The 17,485-nt window shown below is 48.3% G+C and carries 15 protein-coding genes, 1 tRNA gene and 3 pseudogenes; 8 read left to right on the forward strand and 11 right to left on the reverse strand.

What is annotated here, in order from left to right:
* Position 1: 1 nt before the first annotated feature.
* Both ACMZI0_RS10055 and ACMZI0_RS10060 read left to right on the forward strand, forming a co-directional pair.
* Positions 2 to 727, forward strand: a complete 726-nt coding sequence (locus tag ACMZI0_RS10055; RefSeq protein WP_415672838.1) for a spore coat protein U domain-containing protein — start codon at positions 2 to 4, stop codon at positions 725 to 727.
* 140 nt (positions 728 to 867) lie between these two features.
* Positions 868 to 960, forward strand: coding sequence for a hypothetical protein (locus ACMZI0_RS10060; RefSeq protein ID WP_415672963.1), 93 nt, complete (start codon positions 868 to 870; stop codon positions 958 to 960).
* Positions 961 to 995: 35 nt separating this feature from the next.
* Here the strand turns inward: ACMZI0_RS10060 and fadJ are convergent, their stop codons facing one another.
* The 3 genes from fadJ to ACMZI0_RS10075 form a co-directional block, all read right to left on the reverse strand.
* Positions 996 to 3,167 carry a fatty acid oxidation complex subunit alpha FadJ gene (fadJ, locus tag ACMZI0_RS10065; RefSeq protein WP_415672839.1) on the reverse strand — a complete coding sequence of 724 codons (2,172 nt, stop codon included), beginning with the start codon at positions 3,165 to 3,167 and terminating at the stop codon, positions 996 to 998.
* Complete coding sequence (gene fadI, locus ACMZI0_RS10070) at positions 3,164 to 4,477, reverse strand: acetyl-CoA C-acyltransferase FadI (RefSeq protein WP_415672840.1); 1,314 nt, start codon at positions 4,475 to 4,477, stop codon at positions 3,164 to 3,166. Before fadI ends, fadJ begins: the two co-directional genes overlap by 4 nt.
* A gap of 229 nt (positions 4,478 to 4,706) precedes the next feature.
* On the reverse strand, positions 4,707 to 5,003 hold the full coding sequence (locus ACMZI0_RS10075; RefSeq protein ID WP_415672841.1) for a YfcZ/YiiS family protein: 297 nt from the start codon (positions 5,001 to 5,003) through the stop codon (positions 4,707 to 4,709).
* A gap of 393 nt (positions 5,004 to 5,396) precedes the next feature.
* Here ACMZI0_RS10075 and fadL point away from each other — a divergent pair.
* A pseudogene (gene fadL / locus ACMZI0_RS10080) lies at positions 5,397 to 6,675 on the forward strand (long-chain fatty acid transporter FadL).
* A gap of 76 nt (positions 6,676 to 6,751) precedes the next feature.
* Here the strand turns inward: fadL and mqo are convergent.
* Entirely contained in the window at positions 6,752 to 8,338 is a 1,587-nt protein-coding gene (gene mqo, locus ACMZI0_RS10085; protein ID WP_415672842.1) for a malate dehydrogenase (quinone), read from the reverse strand.
* Between the two features lie 323 nt (positions 8,339 to 8,661).
* On the reverse strand, positions 8,662 to 9,447 hold the full coding sequence (gene mlaA, locus ACMZI0_RS10090; RefSeq protein WP_415672843.1) for a phospholipid-binding lipoprotein MlaA: 786 nt from the start codon (positions 9,445 to 9,447) through the stop codon (positions 8,662 to 8,664).
* A 353-nt stretch (positions 9,448 to 9,800) separates the two neighbouring features.
* Between mlaA and ACMZI0_RS10095 the strand changes: the two genes are divergently transcribed.
* Positions 9,801 to 9,875: transfer RNA gene (locus tag ACMZI0_RS10095), tRNA-Arg, on the forward strand.
* Positions 9,876 to 9,971: 96 nt separating this feature from the next.
* Positions 9,972 to 10,148: pseudogene (locus tag ACMZI0_RS10100) on the forward strand (Arm DNA-binding domain-containing protein); the annotation flags it as partial.
* 736 nt (positions 10,149 to 10,884) lie between these two features.
* Here ACMZI0_RS10100 and ACMZI0_RS10105 read toward each other — a convergent pair.
* The 6 genes and pseudogenes from ACMZI0_RS10105 to cspA all read right to left on the reverse strand — a co-directional run bounded on the left by ACMZI0_RS10105 (position 10,885) and on the right by cspA (position 14,890).
* Entirely contained in the window at positions 10,885 to 11,013 is a 129-nt protein-coding gene (locus ACMZI0_RS10105) for a DUF4926 domain-containing protein (RefSeq protein ID WP_415672844.1), read from the reverse strand.
* 51 nt (positions 11,014 to 11,064) lie between these two features.
* Positions 11,065 to 11,268: a CPCC family cysteine-rich protein gene (locus ACMZI0_RS10110; RefSeq protein ID WP_415672845.1), complete on the reverse strand. Its 204-nt coding sequence runs from the start codon at positions 11,266 to 11,268 to the stop codon at positions 11,065 to 11,067.
* A pseudogene (locus ACMZI0_RS10115) lies at positions 11,258 to 12,943 on the reverse strand (S-type pyocin domain-containing protein). Before ACMZI0_RS10115 ends, ACMZI0_RS10110 begins: the two are co-directional and overlap by 11 nt.
* Before the next feature lie 837 nt (positions 12,944 to 13,780).
* A complete protein-coding gene (locus tag ACMZI0_RS10120) occupies positions 13,781 to 13,867 on the reverse strand; it encodes an ash family protein (protein ID WP_415672964.1) in 87 nt (28 codons plus the stop codon).
* A gap of 597 nt (positions 13,868 to 14,464) precedes the next feature.
* Positions 14,465 to 14,668, reverse strand: a complete 204-nt coding sequence (locus ACMZI0_RS10125) for a cold-shock protein (protein WP_415672965.1) — start codon at positions 14,666 to 14,668, stop codon at positions 14,465 to 14,467.
* Positions 14,669 to 14,677: 9 nt separating this feature from the next.
* Positions 14,678 to 14,890, reverse strand: a complete 213-nt coding sequence (gene cspA, locus ACMZI0_RS10130) for an RNA chaperone/antiterminator CspA (RefSeq protein ID WP_415672846.1) — start codon at positions 14,888 to 14,890, stop codon at positions 14,678 to 14,680.
* A 598-nt stretch (positions 14,891 to 15,488) separates the two neighbouring features.
* On the opposite strand from cspA, the gene ACMZI0_RS10135 reads away from it, so the two are divergent.
* From ACMZI0_RS10135 to ACMZI0_RS10145, 3 genes are all read left to right on the forward strand, one after another.
* Entirely contained in the window at positions 15,489 to 15,953 is a 465-nt protein-coding gene (locus ACMZI0_RS10135; RefSeq protein WP_415672847.1) for a hypothetical protein, read from the forward strand.
* Entirely contained in the window at positions 15,940 to 16,428 is a 489-nt protein-coding gene (locus tag ACMZI0_RS10140; RefSeq protein WP_415672848.1) for a DUF1266 domain-containing protein, read from the forward strand. Before ACMZI0_RS10135 ends, ACMZI0_RS10140 begins: the two co-directional genes overlap by 14 nt.
* Before the next feature lie 297 nt (positions 16,429 to 16,725).
* The gene (locus ACMZI0_RS10145; RefSeq protein ID WP_415672849.1) at positions 16,726 to 17,454 is read left to right on the forward strand and encodes a hypothetical protein; all 729 of its coding nucleotides are present in this window, start codon (positions 16,726 to 16,728) and stop codon (positions 17,452 to 17,454) included.
* The last annotated feature ends 31 nt before the right edge of the window (positions 17,455 to 17,485 follow it).

Consider the following 17,485-nt stretch of genomic DNA (forward strand, 5'->3'; position numbering starts at 1 on the left):
GATGATGCGTATACTCTCCCTTTTCTTCTCGCTTCTGCTGTTCGGTTTCAGCTATACGCCGATGACATGGGCGCAGTGCCGTGTGCCCAGCACCTCATCTTCCCTCGGCAGCGCCAGTTCCATCACGCTTAACGGCACGGCACAAACCTCGCAGGCCAGTACCGGTTTTAATTGCGATGCTCCCACGCTGTCACTGGCTGGCACCAACCGTGTCATTGCCTCGTTTGGTGCGGGGAATAACGCCTCCGGTAGCCTGCGTCAGTTAAGCATGCCACGAAAAGCGATCGATGTCCTGCCCTATACGCTCTGCATCGATCAAAACTGCAACAACATACTCGCCCTGAATGGCTCATACACCTGGACGAGCTCGACGCTTTTAGGTCTCTTGGGTCTGTTTACCGGCCCAAACAGCACCTTGCCACTGTGGATAAGAACAAGCACCGCTGCTGTGCTTTCTGCGGGCACTTATACCGATGTTATCGCCGTTAACTGGGACTATCTCGTTTGTGATATCGGCGCGCTCAATCTCTGCCTGTACTATTCCGGCACACCGACCTCTAACATTACGCTAACGCTGACCGTGACTAACGATTGCCAGATCAGCAGTACCAACAACGTCACGTTTGCCAGCGCAGCTTTTCCCTCCGCGTTCACCCCAATCAACGCCTGGGCGTGCGTTGCACCAAAGATGGCGCTTACAGCGTGGCCTCACCAGCATACACCCTGACGATGCCAATTGGCGTCGGATGACCGCGAGCGTTTCCGGTACAAATTACTACCTGCAATATCAGCTTTATCGCGCCGATAACAGCGCCTAGACAGAGAGTAACAACTATTGCTGGCACTGGCACGGGTCTGACTCAGACCATCCCCTTTACGGCGCGCATCAACGCAAGTCAGGCAAACAAACCAGCAGGAAGCTACAAAGATACGGTGAGCGTGGCGGTCACCATCAACTGACCCCCTTCCGGGTAAAGCCGGAAGGGGAAAAAGGGTTAACGATGAAAGCGTGCCGCATTTTCCTGCATGGTCAGCAGGCGCTGGCACGGTGAAAAGCGGGCCCCATACTGATGCTCGAACGTCTCCAACGTTTTGACGACGGCATCAATACCCAGATGATCCATATAGTGGAACGGGCCGCCAAGGAACGGCGGGAAACCAATACCAAATACGGCTCCGATGTCCCCGTCGCGCGCGCATTGAATCACGCCCTCGTCCAGACAGTGCACCGCTTCATTCAACATCATCATCACGCAGCGCTGTGCCACCAGCGCAGGATCAAGATGCGCTTTTGGCGTTACCGCCAACAAAGGATAGATGGCACTATCCACTTCACGCTGTGCACGCCAGAATCTGCGCTGGGTGTCATAACGGTAAAAACCTTTGCCATTCTTACGCCCTTTGCGACCATCCTGCAAAATGGCCTCAAAGGTGGCGGGTGCCTGAAAACGTTCTCCCCACGCCTCGACCAGTATCGGGACTATCTTGGTGGCCACATCAATGCCCACTTCGTCCAGCAAGGTTAACGGTCCTACAGGAAAGCCAAAGCGCACCAGCGCGGCATCCACCGTTTCCACCGGCTCCCCTTCCAGCAGGCAATAAGCGGCTTCATTGATATAGGGCGCCAGAATGCGGTTGACATAAAACCCGGCCTTATCTGCCACCACAATCGCCGTTTTTCCCTGCTGGCGGGCAAAGGCAACCGTGGTGGCAGTGGTTTCAGCGCTGGTACCCGCATGGGGGATCACTTCCACCAGCGGCATTTTGTCGACCGGGCTGAAATAGTGCAGCCCAATAACCTGCTCGGGGCGCTGTGCCCGTTCGGCGATCTGATGTATTGGCAATGAGGAAGTGTTGGATGCGAACAGGGTTTCCGGACGCGCATGCTGTTCGATATCTGCCACCATGTTTTGCTTCAGCGTCAAATCTTCAAACACCGCCTCGACAACGATATCCGCATATTCAAAACCGTGATAATCGGTACTGCCGGAGACAAGCGTCATCAGGAGCTGGCGTTCAGCGGGTTTCATGCGTTTGCGCTGCACGCGCTTGCTCAACAGTTCCCAACTGTAGCGTAACGCGTGATTAATCCCCTCTTCATTGATGTCTTTGATCCGCACCGGAAGCTGTGCACGCTGGGCAGTGACGCTGGCGATACCACCGCCCATCAGGCCGCCACCGAGCACGCCAACACGGTGTATTTCACGCGGCTTGGCTGGCGATCCCGCCTGTTTCTTCAACGCGTTGGTGGCAAAAAACAGGCTACGCAACGCAGCAGAAGCCGGCGTCATCATCACCAGTTTGCCAAACGCGCGCGCTTCCTGTTTGTACCCTTCGGCCAGGCCTTTATCCATGCCGCGTCGTATCACCTGAATGATACGATCGGTCGCCGGATAATTGCCCTGCGTTTTGGCCCGCGTTTTCTGTTTCACAACCTTAAACAGCACATGGCGCACCGGCCAGCTGTTTACCACGCGCGTGCGCCAGGGCAGTGCCACCTGGCGACGTTTACCCTTTTTCAGTAAGGCCGCTGACGTTTTCAGCAAGATACTGTTCGGAACGGCATCGTCGATCATCCCCAGTTTCAGCGCCTGTCGCGCTTTGACCGAGCGGCCCGTCAAAATCAAATCCAGCGCGCGATCGACACCGATCAGACGCGGTAAGCGCTGCGTTCCACCGGATCCCGGCAGCAATCCCAACTGTACTTCTGGTAGCCCCAGCACTGTTTTGTCATCCAGTGAACAGACGCGATAATCGCACGCCAGAGCCAGTTCAAACCCGCCGCCAAGGCAAGGACCATGAATTGCCGCCACCAAGGGAAATGGCAGAGCACCAAAACCGGCAAAGGTTTCCTGCCCTTGCCGCGCCAGCGCCTCAGCCTCTTCTGCCCGCGTGCAGGCATCAAGCATGGTGATATCCGCGCCCACAATAAACGAGTCAGGCTTGCCCGAAATCAAAATCACGCCACGCAGTGCCGCATGTTGCTGGGCCTGATGCAGCACGCTTTGCATTTGTTCAGCAAAGGCGCTCTTCAGGGTGTTCATCTTCTCGCCCGCCACATCCATGGTAATCACGGCGATATTATCTGGCCGTATAGAGAGCGTGAAGGCCGAGGGGATTGTTTCTACACCGCTCGGTGCATCCTCGATATTGTGCGCTTGTTTCATGGCGTGACCTCCAGAACCATTGCCGCACCCAGACCGCCCGCTGCGCAGGCGGTAACCAGCCCAAACCCGCCGCCGCGGCGCTGCAACTCATGCAGCGTCTGCGTGATCATTCTTGCCCCCGTCGCCGCAAACGGATGGCCGTAGGCAATGGAGCCACCCAGCACGTTGAATTTGTCCATGTCCACCTCCCCCAATGCCGATGAACGCCCCAGCTTATCTCGAGCAAAATCAACGCTGGCGAACAGTTTGACGTTTGCCAGCGTCTGCGCAGCAAAAGCTTCGTGCATATCAATCAGGGTGAGATCGCCGAGGCTAAGACCCGCGCGATCCAACGCCAGCGGCGTGGCATACGCCGGCCCCAACAGCATGTCTTGCTGAACACCAATGGCGGTAAAGGCATAGCTTTTCAAATAGCCCAGCGGCGTTAATCCCAGGCTGCGCGCTTTTCCTTCACTCATTAACAGTACGGCGGCGGCCCCGTCAGTAAGAGGAGAACTGTTGGCGGCGGTGACAGAGCCGTGCAGACGATCGAATGCAGGCGACAAACGGGCATAATGCTCCAGCGTAGAGTCATGACGCACGTTGTTGTCTTCTTTGAGTGTTTGACGATACGGCGGCACATAGGCTGTCATCACCTCCTGATGCAGCACCCCCTGTTGCCAGGTTTTCGCCGCCAGTCGATGCGAACGATGGGCAAAAGCATCCTGATCGGCGCGAGAAATGCCGTAAGTTTTTGCCATCTGCTCTGCGGTATCCCCCATGCGCAGTCCGGTAGAGTATTCAGCCACGGGCGATGAAACCGGCAACAGATCGCGCGGGCGCAAGCGCGACAGCAGTTTTATGCGTTGCCGAAACGAGCGGGCTTTGCTGAGGTCCAGCAGCGTCATCGCCAGATTTTTGGTAACGCCTATCGGAGGCAGAGAGAAGGTATCCGCACCACCCGCTATACCCACCTGCGCGGTGCCCGCCATGATGCTTTCTGCTACGTTGACGACCGATTGAAAACTGGTCGCACAGGCGCGCGAGACAGTGTAGGCATCAGTGTGCACACACATTCCGGTGCCCAGCACAATTTCGCGTGCAATGTTAGGCGCAGCAGGCATTTGCACCACCTGACCAAACACCAACAGATCGACCCATTTAGGATCAATGCCATACCGGATCAGCAGTTCGCTTACCACCATTTTGCCCAAATCCATGGCAGGCATGCCGCGATACGCGGTCGCTTGACGAGCAAAAGGCGTGCGCAATCCACTAACGATCGCGACCCGTTCGCCGCTACGGGTTATCAGAGGTAACACCTCGCTCATAAACACTCCTGTAAACAGAGAATTAAGAATATGTTCTAACAGGTCAGACCTGAATAGAGTGTTAACCAGAGCATTACATTAAGCAAACCCATTCACTACAAAATGCGAGCGCACTCTCTCTGCAACGGGAGGTTGTATATAAAAAGGGGAAGTAAGGCGAAGAGCAGGCACAGAAACAGGGGAAATGCGCGACGTGCGGCGCGCTGCACCGCACGTATAACTTGGATGCTTAACGCAATCCCAGTTGGAAAATCAGCGTTTCAGCCTGGCAGCTGAAGGTGAAATCGATATCCAGCTGTACACCGTCGTTCACGTCAGCAAAACGGCTGTCGATCTGGCACGGCTCAGATTCCACTGAACGGGCTTTTTCTGTCAGCGCCGTCAGCGTGGCTTGTGCAGCGGCACGGTCAGCAAACACTTTGCTGTAAGATGCCGTGCAGTCGGTGTTGTCCATTACGGTGCCGACATCCACGCAGCAGCAAGCGGCGGTTTCTTCAGCAGAACATTTGTTTATCGCGTTTGTCATGATGCCTTTCCTCTACGGGTAACGATCTGCCCGGGCAGATTTGATCCGGTTCAAAAATATCACTTTTCACACTATTTTACTCAGCAGGCTCGCCAAGCACTAGGACTTACTGCAAGTAAGGGCATTTAGTGATAAAGCTCACATCGTTTTGTTATTATTAGGTAAATTTGCCGACCTTAGACCGCGCATTTCTTAACGAATGTGTTAACTGGATCTGGTTTTTGCATCAATATGGAAATATTTTAAACACAGAATTGCAACATTTCCCAACTCCCCACTTATACTTTCGCCAACTGGTCTGATTTGTCAGCCCACCAGCGCCCCCTACAATGCGCGTCCCTTGTTACGGTATGTAACAAAGTCAAATAACAAGTACACGATGAGGTTTTGGTCATGAGCCAGAAAAACCTGTTTAAATACTTTGCAGTAGCGATAGCAGTGGCACTGGTTTCAGCACAAGTTTCCGCCGCAGGCTTCCAACTCAATGAATACTCTTCATCCGGGTTGGGGCGTGCGTTTTCTGGCGAAGGTGCCGTGGCCGATAATGCAACATCCGGCAGCCGCAACCCCGCCACCATGACAATGTTTGATCGCCTGACGTTCTCGGGTGGTGTGACCTATATCAATCCGGATATTGATATTACGGGGCGTAGCACTCGAGCGCCAACCTACAACGATGCAAGTGCAAAAAACATCGCACCACACGCTTGGGTGCCGAACATGCACTTTATCATGCCGTTGAATGATCAATGGGCTGTGGGGGCGTCTGCCACCACCAACTTCAGTCTGGCAACCGAGTTTAATGACAGCTACACGGCTGGTGCGCTTGGTGGAAAGACTGATTTGCTGACGTCCAACCTGAATCTGAGCGCGGCCTACCGCCTGAATCAGCACTTTAGCTTTGGCCTGGGTATCAATGCCGTTTATGCCGATGCTACAATTGTGCGTCACCTTGGTGAAGCATCCGCAAGTGTCCCGACGACTCGCCCATCAACTGAGATTGCACGTTTGGAAGGCAAAGAATGGGGCTATGGCTGGAACGCCGGTATCCTCTATGAAGTGGATAAAAACAACCGCTTTGGCCTGACTTACCGTTCCAAGGTCGATATCGACTTCAAAGGTGATTACAGCAACCAACTTCCTACGTTCGTAACTGGCGGCTCAACGGTGCGACCATTCCAGGGAAGTTGACATTAAACCTTCCTGAAATGTGGGAAGTTTCCGCTTACCACCGCGTCGCCCCACAATGGGGGGTGCATTATAGTATGGCATTGACCAGTTGGAGCACCTTTAAAGAGCTAAGAGCGACCAACAATGGCGGCAACACGCTGTTTGAGAAACAAGAAGGTTTCCGCGACGTTTAGCGCTGGGCACCACCTATTATCATGACGATAACTGGACGTTCCGCGCCGGTATCGCGTTTGATGACAGCCCGGTTCCTGCCGATAAACGTTCCATTTCCATTCTCGATCAAGACCGTTTCTGGTTAAGCGCCGGTACCACCTATGCGTTTAACAAAGATATGTCCGTGGATGTCGGCGTATCCTATATGCACGGCAAGAGCGTGGACATCACTGAACACGCACCGGCGGCGCTGGGTGGAACCGAGTACAACTTCGGCTCCAAAGGTCGCGCCTGGCTATACGTCGTTAACCTGAACTACACCTTCTAATCACGATTCGTGATCGACAAGAAAGGCCGCAGATGCGGCCTTTCTTTTTGCTCAAAGTAAAGCAGCGTTCGCCGTGTTACTCGGGCTTCACTTCAATGTAGTTCAGGTGCAGCGTATCGCTGGTGTAACGGCGGATCTGGTTGGTGAGATCGATATCGCCATCCAGCTTTTTGCCGTAAGAAGGAACGATCGCTTTCAGTTTGCTCTGCCATTCTGGCGTTGCCACCTGCTGCTTAAACACTTTCTCCAGCAGACTCAGCATGATGGGTGCTGCGGTTGGCGCACCCGGTGAAGCCCCCAACAGTGCGGCGATGGTGCCATCCTGTGAGCTGACGATCTCCGTGCCCAGCTTCAATACGCCGCCTTTATCTGCATCTTTCTTGATAACCTGAACGCGTTGACCAGCAATCGCCAGACGCCAGTCTTCCTTTTTCGCATCGGGGAAATACTCTTTCAGGGCGGCGAAGCGATCGTCATCATCCATCATCACTTGCCCAATCAGGTATTTGACCAGATCGAAGTTATCCAGCCCGACATGCGTCATCGGCATCAGGTTTGACAGGGTAACCGAACCCGGTAAATCCCACAGCGAACCATTCTTCAGGAACTTGCTGGAGAACGTTGCGAAAGGGCCAAACAGCAGCGCGGGTTTACCGTTAAAGATACGAGTATCCAGATGCGGCACAGACATCGGTGGCACACCGACAGACGCCTTGCCATACACTTTCGCCATGTGGCGTTTTACGATGTCAGGATTATCGTTGACAAGAAATTCACCGCCCACCGGGAAGCCGCCATAAAGATCAGCCTCGGGGATGCCTGATTTTTGCAATAGCGGCAGTGCTGCCCCACCGGCGCCAATAAAGACAAACTTGGCATTGATGGCATGCTCTCTCTCACCGTCTTTCAAATCCGCGTAAGTGATACTCCAGGTGTTATCCGCATTACGCTTTATCTCACGCACTTCTGCATTCAGGCGCAGCGAGAAGTTAGGTTTGGTCTGCAACCCGGAAACGAGCTGGCGGGTTATTTCACCGTAGTTGACATCAGTGCCGATCGGCATACGCGTTGCGGCCACTTTTTGTGCCGGATCGCGCCCTTCCATCACCAACGGTGCCCAGGATTGAATCGTGGCGTGATCGTCGCTGAATTCCATGCCACGGAACAGCGTACTGTGCTGCAACGCCTTATAACGCTGATTCAGGAAGGCTGTATTTTCATCTCCCCAGACAAAGTTGATATGCGGCACGCTGTTGATAAACAGATTTGGATCGTGCAGAACGCCATTCTTGACTTGGTAAGACCAGAACTGGCGCGAAATTTCAAACGCTTCGCTGATCTCAACGGCTTTACCGATATCAATGGAGCCGTCCGCTTTTTCCGGCGTGTAGTTCAGCTCCATAAAGGCCGAGTGGCCGGTGCCTGCGTTGTTCCAACCGTTGGAGCTTTCTTCGGCAACCTTATCCAGACGTTCAACCATGGTGATTGACCAGTCCGGTTGCAGTTCCTGAAGATAAGTCCCTAGCGTGGCGCTCATCACATTACCGCCAATCAGCACTACATCTGTCGTTTTTTCAGATTCTGCGGCACCTTCCGCCCATGCAGGCATGGCTGCGGCTCCCGCCAGATTCAGGCACAAGACCAAAGCCCGTAGTTTTTTCATACTTCTAGCCTCTGTTTATTTTAATTTTGTCGTTGCAGGTAAATCTCTACTCCAACCATCCCAGATGTGAGCGGTTGCTACGCCGCACGTCAGGCGTGAAAAATGCGCATTGCCTCACACATCTGCACAACATTATTGTTACAGAAGCGGCGAAAATAAATTTTTGTAATTAAATAAAAAATAACAATGCAATCATTATTGATTAACAAGCAGTGATAACACCGTGCTTGCTAAGGTTATTGCAGTGTTTTATTTCAGACGAATGCGCAGAAAGCAAAAGGCTCCACCAGGAGCCTTTTTCAAGAACGATGCCAGGGAAATGGCTATTTGGCAGGTGTTGCGGGTACGGGATCCGGCGCATCGATCTCCTGAAGAGAATCTTCGATAGCTGCCGCGTTCGGGTTTTCCTGCGGAGACAGACGGCCACCGCGCGCCAGGAAATAATGCCGTTGGAAATAAGCTTCGCGCACCATCAGATAAGGATCGGAAGAGTTTCTCAGCAGACCATCCGAATCCAAAAGTTGCGCACGCGTCTCTACCCCCTCTACGACCCACTTCCCGGCAGAAGCCCAGAACGTCAGGTAACTCAGGACTGGATAAAGCGTATCGACCATGCCACCACCATCTTCACGCAGCGTCGCGCTGCCGTAGCCGGGCAAAACCAGATAAGGGCCATAACCGACGCCATAGCTTCCCAGCGTAGTACCAAAGCGACGTGGCTCTTCTTTTGCTAGTTTCGGGTTCGCCACCGACGCAAGATCAAACAGACCACCCATCCCCAGCAATGTATTCAGGAAAAAACGGTTAAAGTGAATCATCGCCTTGTAGGGATCGCCCGAGACAAAATAGTTTGCCATCGCGGCGGGCTCTTCCAGGTTACTGAGGAAATTGCTCAACCCGTTACGCGCGGGTTTTGGCACATAATCACGCCAGGCAACGGCAACCGGGCGGACGACGTAAGGATCCAGCACGTTATAGTTGAAGTTGAACATAGTGCGGTTGAATCCCTGAAGTGGGTCGGAACGCCCCTGGGGTGTTTTATCCGAAGAGCTGGCGCACCCAACCAGCATGACACTGGCCAGCACCACCCCACTCAAACGGTTATTCATAGTGATTCTCCCTGATAAAATTGCATTTCGCCCACGTTACAACCGTATAGCATACCCCCGACGAGTTTCAACGCCTTAATTAAGCAGAACGCGCTTGGGTAAGAAATAGTCGTTGTTAGTGTAACATTTTATTGCTCTTCATCGAGGAAAGCTAACGTAATAGTGCTTATTTATGCGTGTGTTACTGAGTCAGTGAGCAAAAAATCAGCTTTTTTCGGCGCATATCATCAAGCCCAATGCCCGCCGCACGGGCATTCTTCACATTTTTTTATCATCGATTGATGTGATATTAAGCAAACGCACATTCATATGCTTATGCTTACAGCCAAAATGGATATAATGCCTAGGCGGAAGTCCCCATAGTTAAATGGATATAACGAGCCCCTCCTAAGGGCTAATTGCAGGTTCGATTCCTGCTGGGGACGCCAGAATCTCATCTCACCATTACTCATAAAAGCTCACAGTTGATGCGTATAAGATTGTGTGTAAAATGAGTTCGAACTTTTTTCTATACACATACGTTCATGTTACTGACTGATATCAAAATCAAAAAGGCCAAGGCTTAAGACAAGCCCTACACGCTCAACGATGGTAATGGGCTATCTTTGCTTGTTGATAGTAAAGGGACTAAAGGCTGGCGTTTCCGCTACCGTTTTGCGGGTAAACCTAAAATGATCTCGTTTGGTAACTATGACAGGGTGTGACTTGCCGATGCCCGCAGACAACGTGAAGATATCGCCGCCAGAATGGTAAAGTGCGTAGGTTTTAGGATAAAAAAAATGATTGATTACAACTGTGTTATCTTTGCCTGATTTGCACAGTGATTCTGTTTTATCAGCTACCACATAGTTTCTGTTCCATGTGATTCCAGAAGCAGGCGGTGTTAACGGTACATATTGATCATTTACCAATACTTCAAAATATTTAACAGCTAATTGCGCGGCTAATGTTGTACACGATTTATCTGGAACATTGCTTAAGGTAAGTTTTAATACGTTAGCTCCAATGTATGCTGGGTTATACTCCAATGAATAGATACTATCTACTGGAGCTTTGAAAACACTATCGGCTGATAGTGCTCGCCTTGTAGTACCGCTGGCTACTAATAGACATAATAATTTTGTTTTGTTGAATAGCATAATATCTCCTAAAATTTATTAATCCATACACAGGAGATAATCAATTTATTTACGATTGGCAAGTGAATTATAACAACACTTTGAATAGTAGGCATGCAGAGGAAAAATAAAATTAATATCAGGAAATGACATTTGCAACCCACCTCACTGCCGGGTTGCAAACTAAGAAAATGGGGGGGGTATAATTTTTTATTCTTGAGTGAGTGAACAGTGAATCTATTTTTCAATAGTTAACCACACTGAAACAATTCGGTGGTAATACGATACAGGCCAGTGTTACGCCATAATCATCACAAAATTATATCTCATATGCAAGGTTTGGGTTGGTGTAAATATGTATGATAGTCCCTATCATTCCTTTTTTTAACCCGTGCGCAGGGAAATCAACACTTAGAGAAATAATATCAAAAAAGGAATGCATAACCATTCCACTTAATCTCCATTAACCATTAACTTATTGAAGTAACACTTATTTAGATTATTCAACTTTTCGCCCATCCTTAAAGGCTTTCTTAGCTTCGTTTAAACTCATCCTGTTTGCCCCACTTCTATCAGGATTTTTAGACTGAAAAGGATCGTCCTCCCATCCACAGTTAGAGCAAATATCATATTCACCTAATACCTCAAATTCATGCTTACCGCAGCATGGACATGGGTAATCCTGTTCAAATTCATTGGTCATTCCAGTAATCCATTTTGTCTGTGGGCTTAAACATAGTCTGGGGAGCATTATCTTTAGATCTTGAAGCAAAAATATTAGTTTCTGGATGATAGAAAAGTTCATCGCCATTGTCACGAATTTTAGTTAACGTTCCATCAGGAGGAGTATTCATAAAATCATGAGCAGCATCAACATATTGCTTTGCATTCTTTATTTCAGGAAATTCATGCCCATGTTTTTCCCAATGTTTATAAGCATTTCTAATCTCAGTAATTTTCCTTCTTCGAGTCCAGATAGGGTCAAATGGATTCTTACTCAAATAAACATAAATCGGTGGAAACGCGTTCTCCGGGAACACCAGAATGTAATCCCGAAAATCCTTATCCTCAGGGATGGGCGTCGAGAGGATGCTGACATCATCCATCTCAGGAATTTCAAATCCCGGTACCGCTGACGAGATAACGGGCTGTTCGCCGTGTGCCGTATCTGTGGGTAATTCAACCCCCGGATTATCCGGTGTCCACAGAATGGTTGGCCCTGTTGCGCCCTCTTCCCAAAATTCATAACGGTTATTGGCAAAGTCATGTTTCAACAACCTGACCCGAACCTGATCACACCCGCTTTCCATACTGGTGTGATAGCCAACAGCCTTCAGCTTACCCGTTTCCTCATCTTCCACCCACTGATAACGCACACGGCTGGGCACCGTCCCCTGTTTTTTCGCAACCTCTAATAACTTCTCAGGTGTCAGCAGGTCTTCTTTTTCACCTTTAAGATGGTGCTGAATCAGCGCCCCCATCAGCAAAAAGCTTTGCGCCATCTGTAACTGTCCCTGCCAGATTGACGGGCCTGACAAGCGTGTCATCTGATGTGTTAGTGCTTTTGCCGCATCATGATTAGCCTGAGCCACAGCGCCACCCGCAGCAGCCGCTGAACCGGATTGCGCTGCCGTTCCTGCCATTACGACCTGTGGCGGAGGCGGCAACATCGCAGCATCGGCTTTACTCACTAACAGGCCAAGTATCGTCTGATACCACGGCTCTTCAGGGGGTAACGTAGGTTTATTAACCTCGCCGGATGATGTTTTGGGTGAAGCTTCGTTTTGTAGTGATGCTGCTGAAGAAGCCGTAGCGGGTTTTACGGAAGAGGCATTTTTCTTTTTCGCTGCCTGCGCATGCTGTTTCACTTCACCCTGTTGCTCAGATTGAGTGGCCTCATGAGCAGCAGGCTCAGAGAAATACACACTCATTTCTCCGACATTACCCTGTGGCTCTTCTTCCGTTCCCGCATCCGTACACCCCGCACCACGTAAACAGGATTTAGCGAAAACAGGCTCTGTTGTCAGCATGGGCGATAATGTCAACAAAGGGGAGTGATTTGATGCCGCCTGTTTAGCGCATTATTTATAAGCCGTATCACCAATAATGACGTTTCCGCTGCCGGAAATGATGCCATCACCAATACGCGCAGCAGCTTTACCGTTAATAATGACGGTCGCTGAACCCTGAGCGATATTTCTGGGATGCACACCATGTGGAGCATTGGGACAGGGACAGCCATGCGTTGCAACAGCATCTCCAACACGAGTTGCTGGCTGACCATTTATGATCACATCTGGGCTGCCTTCAATAATCGGCGTTTGTGGGAAGCAGTCATGACCACTTCCGATATCGTTAAGTCGGGCTGCACCCGGCATCGTCATTCTCCTTTGACAAAAAAAATTCCGCTATCATTTAGCGATTTTGTAGATTCATTATCAGGGATGTATTCAGTTTTTGATACAGATATTAATAGCAATATTTTTAATTAAGTTCGGATTTTATCTCATCAAATATGACTTAGTTTTCGATATAACATCACATTGATTTAATAACGCAACGAAACTTATAAAAATACAAGTATAAGCGTATTGTTATTTTCAATATCACTATCAGCTTCAATTTTTTCTTCTGCGCCAAGAAAATGACCTGATTTTTTTCAGCTTAAACGCCCACGCATGAGTAGCTTATCTTAACAAGGCTATCATTCGATGCTCCAACGGAAAATGTGTAATCATTTCCTGAAAAAGTATCTACAGTATGAAACAGCGTCACGCTAGAGCCTGATGCTCTGCCATGATCGTATTCAAATGCAGCCGTTCTATCAGAATCGACAAGCACTCCATTCGCGTAGAGATTTGCGCTCATTTGATACACACCATAATGAACAACCCAATTGATATATGCATGTGATATATGCATGAATCAGTATTTTTCCAGAAGCACCACTTCTACAGGTAAACGCAGTATTATTGTTAATGTTGCCTGATGGCACTACCGTGTTCCCTTCATTCCCCTTCCATGCTCCATCATCACACCACAATCAAACATCGCGCGTCCTCTGAGCCCGCAGATAACCGCCAATAGAAAACAGCTCAACACTATGCAGTGACAGAAAGGAAATGGGAAACTCAGATAGCGTTTGGGTTGGGGTAGTAACCATTACGGTAGCCTCCGATAGTAGTAAAGATGCCGCCACCAGAGCTGCCAATCTCTTAATTGGTAGTAGCCCAGACAGGTTTAGCAGTACTGGCTCTATCGGAAACCGGCCAGCCCGAAGGCTGCCCCGCCTGAGCCACCATTGTGTTACGAATAGGTATTCGTAAAGTATGGGGGTGCTAAGGCTACGATACAAAAAAGACGCTTGGCGCGTCTGGTATCGCCAATGGCAAACACGGGTTTCCACTCTCGGCTACCGATTTTGCGGCAACGGGCAGACTATACTCTGTAAGCTATTACGGTAACAAGTTATTTTTATCCGAATTCCTGTGGCTCGCAGGTAGATTATGTATACTGTTGTTTATTTGATGATGAAATAATGTTCGGGATTGAGAATTGATGAAAAGGAAATTATGTTTATTATTGTCGATTGCGGCAACATGCAACTTTTTATACAGTTTGTATACTGCCTTTAATGATTTACCTATTTTAAATAAAATTCAAAATATCTTTACCATTTTCATGTTCGAGTATTTTACCGTTATTGAAACAACTACCATCATTTTTACCTTTAATGCCATACTTTTTGTGACGTTCACGATACCCGTTATTTCGATATTCAAAGGTATCAAGAAAAATGCAGTAACGTCTTCCTGATGTAAAAAAACCACACCGCGGTCAATGAGTATTAGCGCACCTGGTGTGGTTCAGTTTATACAGAGGTTTTTATTCTGAAATAATCAAGAACAACTCACCAATGCAGATGGCGTTTGTATTTTCTGCCCATGATAAAGAGCAGGATTACTGTCCAGTTGCATGATGGATTTGCAAAAAATACATTTTGCACCATAGGGATTCCATGCAGAAACATCAAAGTGAGACGTTCTGTATTGGGAACTCTGGCAACATGGGCATTTTAGAAATAATGTAGTAATAACGCGTATATCCTTTATTTACAGCACAACCACGTTCGCGGCGGCTGGGCCTTTCGGGCCGTTTTCAATCGAAAACTCCACTTTCTGACCTTCATCCAGAGTGCGGAATGCATTGCTTTGAATAGCAGAGAAATGAACAAAAACATCTTTACTGCCATCCGCAGGGGAAATGAAGCCAAAACCTTTGTCTGCGTTGAACCATTTTGCTAAACCAATAATTTTGTTAGACATATCTATAACCTTCTTAATGAGCCTTACAGCGAACAGGGTTTGAGAACAGTGTGAATCAGAGCGTAAAGATGATACTCAAAAAGAAGGGATATCGTGGATAACACTTAGAAGTGAGAACTGCTTTAGTAAACTGTGTTGATCGTGCCTGTCTATCAAACCGACTAGTATATTAACCCATAAAGTTGACCACATTGCAAGCGTTATCAAGAAATCGTGTTTTACGTGCGTTATTGACGCGATCGACACTCTTGGCAGTTGCTGAACAGAAAATTTTTGTTTAACCGGGTAGCTCTCAGCGACTCAGCATGAACATCCACCACAAATAAAATATTAAGATAATAATATAGAAACAGATAAAATAATTACCCTTCACAACAAATCGCAAAAAAAAGAAGCTGTCACGTTGGCATTGAATTATCCCTATGAAATTGTTAGATTCACACCAAAATTTTCGCCAGTAATGTCATCTGGCATCGCTTAATAGACGGATATTTACTATTCACTTTCACGTTTTTCCCGTTCAGGTAATGATGGAAAATTGCCTGTTCACCAGTTCAATATCATGGCGTTATGCAAGACACATTTATAAGGAAATTTTATGTTTGAGATCTACAAACCTATAATAAAAAAACTCGTCATCGACCTTACCAAAATCGCAGCGTTCTTTCTGGTGGTACACTATTCCCTCCCCTACATCGAAAATTTGTTGGGTACACGTTTGGATAGCATACACACCTATTTCCCGTGGGTGATTGGTGTGTCATTAGCGTGGGTAATCCTTCGGCTATTATTAAATATTGTCACCAACTATGGCTTCAAGGATGGCATCCCGCAATTTTCCAATGGAATTGCCACCACAATGCGTTATCCTCTCAGAGATGACGCAGATGCGTTGGTGGTGAAATTATCTGGGTTGATGGATATCTGTGATACCAGAAACAACCGCGCCGATCATGCAAGATCCTATTTAAACAGCCGTGAGGCTTACGATGTCAATAAAGAACCCAATAAAAAAGGCATTATTGATAACTCCGCTTTTGACCTATTTAATGCTGAGCTATGACATAGAAAAACGCAGTGACTTGGTTGAGTTTGTTGGTCAGTTATTTCGGTCATTGCCGGAAGAGAACAGACCGGAAGCCAAATCCACCTACAGTGAAGCGCTTGCCATTCTGGATAAATTTTCAGCAGTGACAGAAACGCAGTTGGAAAAGCATCACGAAACGACCCTTCCCTTCGTTGCTTTCAATTTAAAACGTGCTGCCATGCTGGTTCGCTGGGGCTTCACCTGCAACATGCTCAATGAAGAAGAGTGGGATCTGTTTAAAGCAGAAATTTGTGATGCCTATCAAACCTATTTTAGTGATACCGGGTTCGGCAAATTTACTTATGATTACCTGATTGCCGTTTATCTGTTCCACGCTAAAGATAATCTGGATATGGTTCGTGAACGCTTGTACGGATTAACTGAATTGCAGAAAAACAACTATCTTGCTCTGTCGTGGGAAGAAATAAACGCACTTTCCAGCAGAAAATAATGAAATTCCCGGAGCCAACAAAATCCTCCTTGTTGGCTCCGGTTTATCGCCAGATTCCCCCTTTCAGGCAACAAAATAAGGTTTACTTCTTATTTTTTCAATAGCCAGAAAATCCATTATTCATTTATCAAGACATTCAATTCGCCTTGAATCACTAAAGTATTTTGTATCTAGTACTGTCTATTAACGCATGTTTAGAGATAAATAGTATGGCACTGTCAATTTCAAACGATGCCCCCCCCCCCGCTCATCCCTACTCTCTCACAAAGCAGTTGTGCGACGCTCGTGAAGGAAGCCATGAAGTCACTCCTGTCCTTCCAGTTCAGAGATTTCTGTTCCAGGGTCGTGGAATTATTCAACGTATTGACAAAGACCTATGGTGAAAAACTCACGTGCTCACAGCTAAACAGAGAGTTGGATAATGTGTTTAACCAACAATACGATTGGACAGCAGAAACATCATTTGAGTACGGTGGCACAAGACAAACGGGCTATCGCAGCAAACAGCTCAATGATATCACCTGTCTCGTGTGCGCGCCAGCACACGACCTTCTCGATGAGAGTAGCAATGCAGCACAGCGATCTGGTGGCCGCTCTGCCGCATCCGTTTTAGAGGAAATAAAAAATAACTTTCCGACAGGTCAAATAAGAACCTTAATTCCTATCGCACAAAGTAACCCGCTAGGGTGCTTTGGGCCACGCGGCCACTTTGCGCTATGCGAGGTGGATATCAATGATGGCAAAATAAGTACGATAACACTTCATGATTCAAAAGCGGGATTGGTTGATGCCTTCTATCACGGAGCAGAACACCTTAAGGAACAGTTTCTGGCCAAAGAAAACCTTGGGTTAGACAAGCAGTTTATCCTCAATACCCAACATCACGGGCATCAACACCTCCTCAACGGCAATGACTGTGGGCGTTATACCATTTATTATGCAAACATCATTGCAGAGGCTGGCTCTTTAACTGATGCCTCAGTAAAAGCGGCTAGAGAGTTTTTTTCACCGCGCAGTATTCGATAAGCTCATGGATCATCTGGCTGACCACAATTCA

Source organism: Symbiopectobacterium sp. (assembly GCF_047692315.1).
In the GTDB taxonomy this organism is placed as follows: domain Bacteria; phylum Pseudomonadota; class Gammaproteobacteria; order Enterobacterales; family Enterobacteriaceae; genus Symbiopectobacterium.

Excerpts from the sequence above, each read along its gene's own strand:
- ACMZI0_RS10055 (WP_415672838.1), top strand. The coding sequence starts at position 2 with ATGATGCGTATACTCTCCCTTTTCTTCTCGCTTCTGCTGTTCGGTTTC.
- fadJ (WP_415672839.1), bottom strand. The coding sequence starts at position 3,167 with ATGAAACAAGCGCACAATATCGAGGATGCACCGAGCGGTGTAGAAACA.
- fadI (WP_415672840.1), bottom strand. The coding sequence starts at position 4,477 with ATGAGCGAGGTGTTACCTCTGATAACCCGTAGCGGCGAACGGGTCGCG.
- ACMZI0_RS10075 (WP_415672841.1), bottom strand. The coding sequence starts at position 5,003 with ATGACAAACGCGATAAACAAATGTTCTGCTGAAGAAACCGCCGCTTGC.
- mqo (WP_415672842.1), bottom strand. The coding sequence starts at position 8,338 with ATGAAAAAACTACGGGCTTTGGTCTTGTGCCTGAATCTGGCGGGAGCC.
- mlaA (WP_415672843.1), bottom strand. The coding sequence starts at position 9,447 with ATGAATAACCGTTTGAGTGGGGTGGTGCTGGCCAGTGTCATGCTGGTT.
- ACMZI0_RS10105 (WP_415672844.1), bottom strand. The coding sequence starts at position 11,013 with ATGGTTATGCATTCCTTTTTTGATATTATTTCTCTAAGTGTTGATTTC.
- ACMZI0_RS10110 (WP_415672845.1), bottom strand. The coding sequence starts at position 11,268 with ATGACCAATGAATTTGAACAGGATTACCCATGTCCATGCTGCGGTAAG.
- ACMZI0_RS10120 (WP_415672964.1), bottom strand. The coding sequence starts at position 13,867 with ATGGTGGCTCAGGCGGGGCAGCCTTCGGGCTGGCCGGTTTCCGATAGA.
- cspA (WP_415672846.1), bottom strand. The coding sequence starts at position 14,890 with ATGTCTAACAAAATTATTGGTTTAGCAAAATGGTTCAACGCAGACAAA.
- ACMZI0_RS10135 (WP_415672847.1), top strand. The coding sequence starts at position 15,489 with ATGTTTGAGATCTACAAACCTATAATAAAAAAACTCGTCATCGACCTT.
- ACMZI0_RS10140 (WP_415672848.1), top strand. The coding sequence starts at position 15,940 with ATGCTGAGCTATGACATAGAAAAACGCAGTGACTTGGTTGAGTTTGTT.
- ACMZI0_RS10145 (WP_415672849.1), top strand. The coding sequence starts at position 16,726 with ATGAAGTCACTCCTGTCCTTCCAGTTCAGAGATTTCTGTTCCAGGGTC.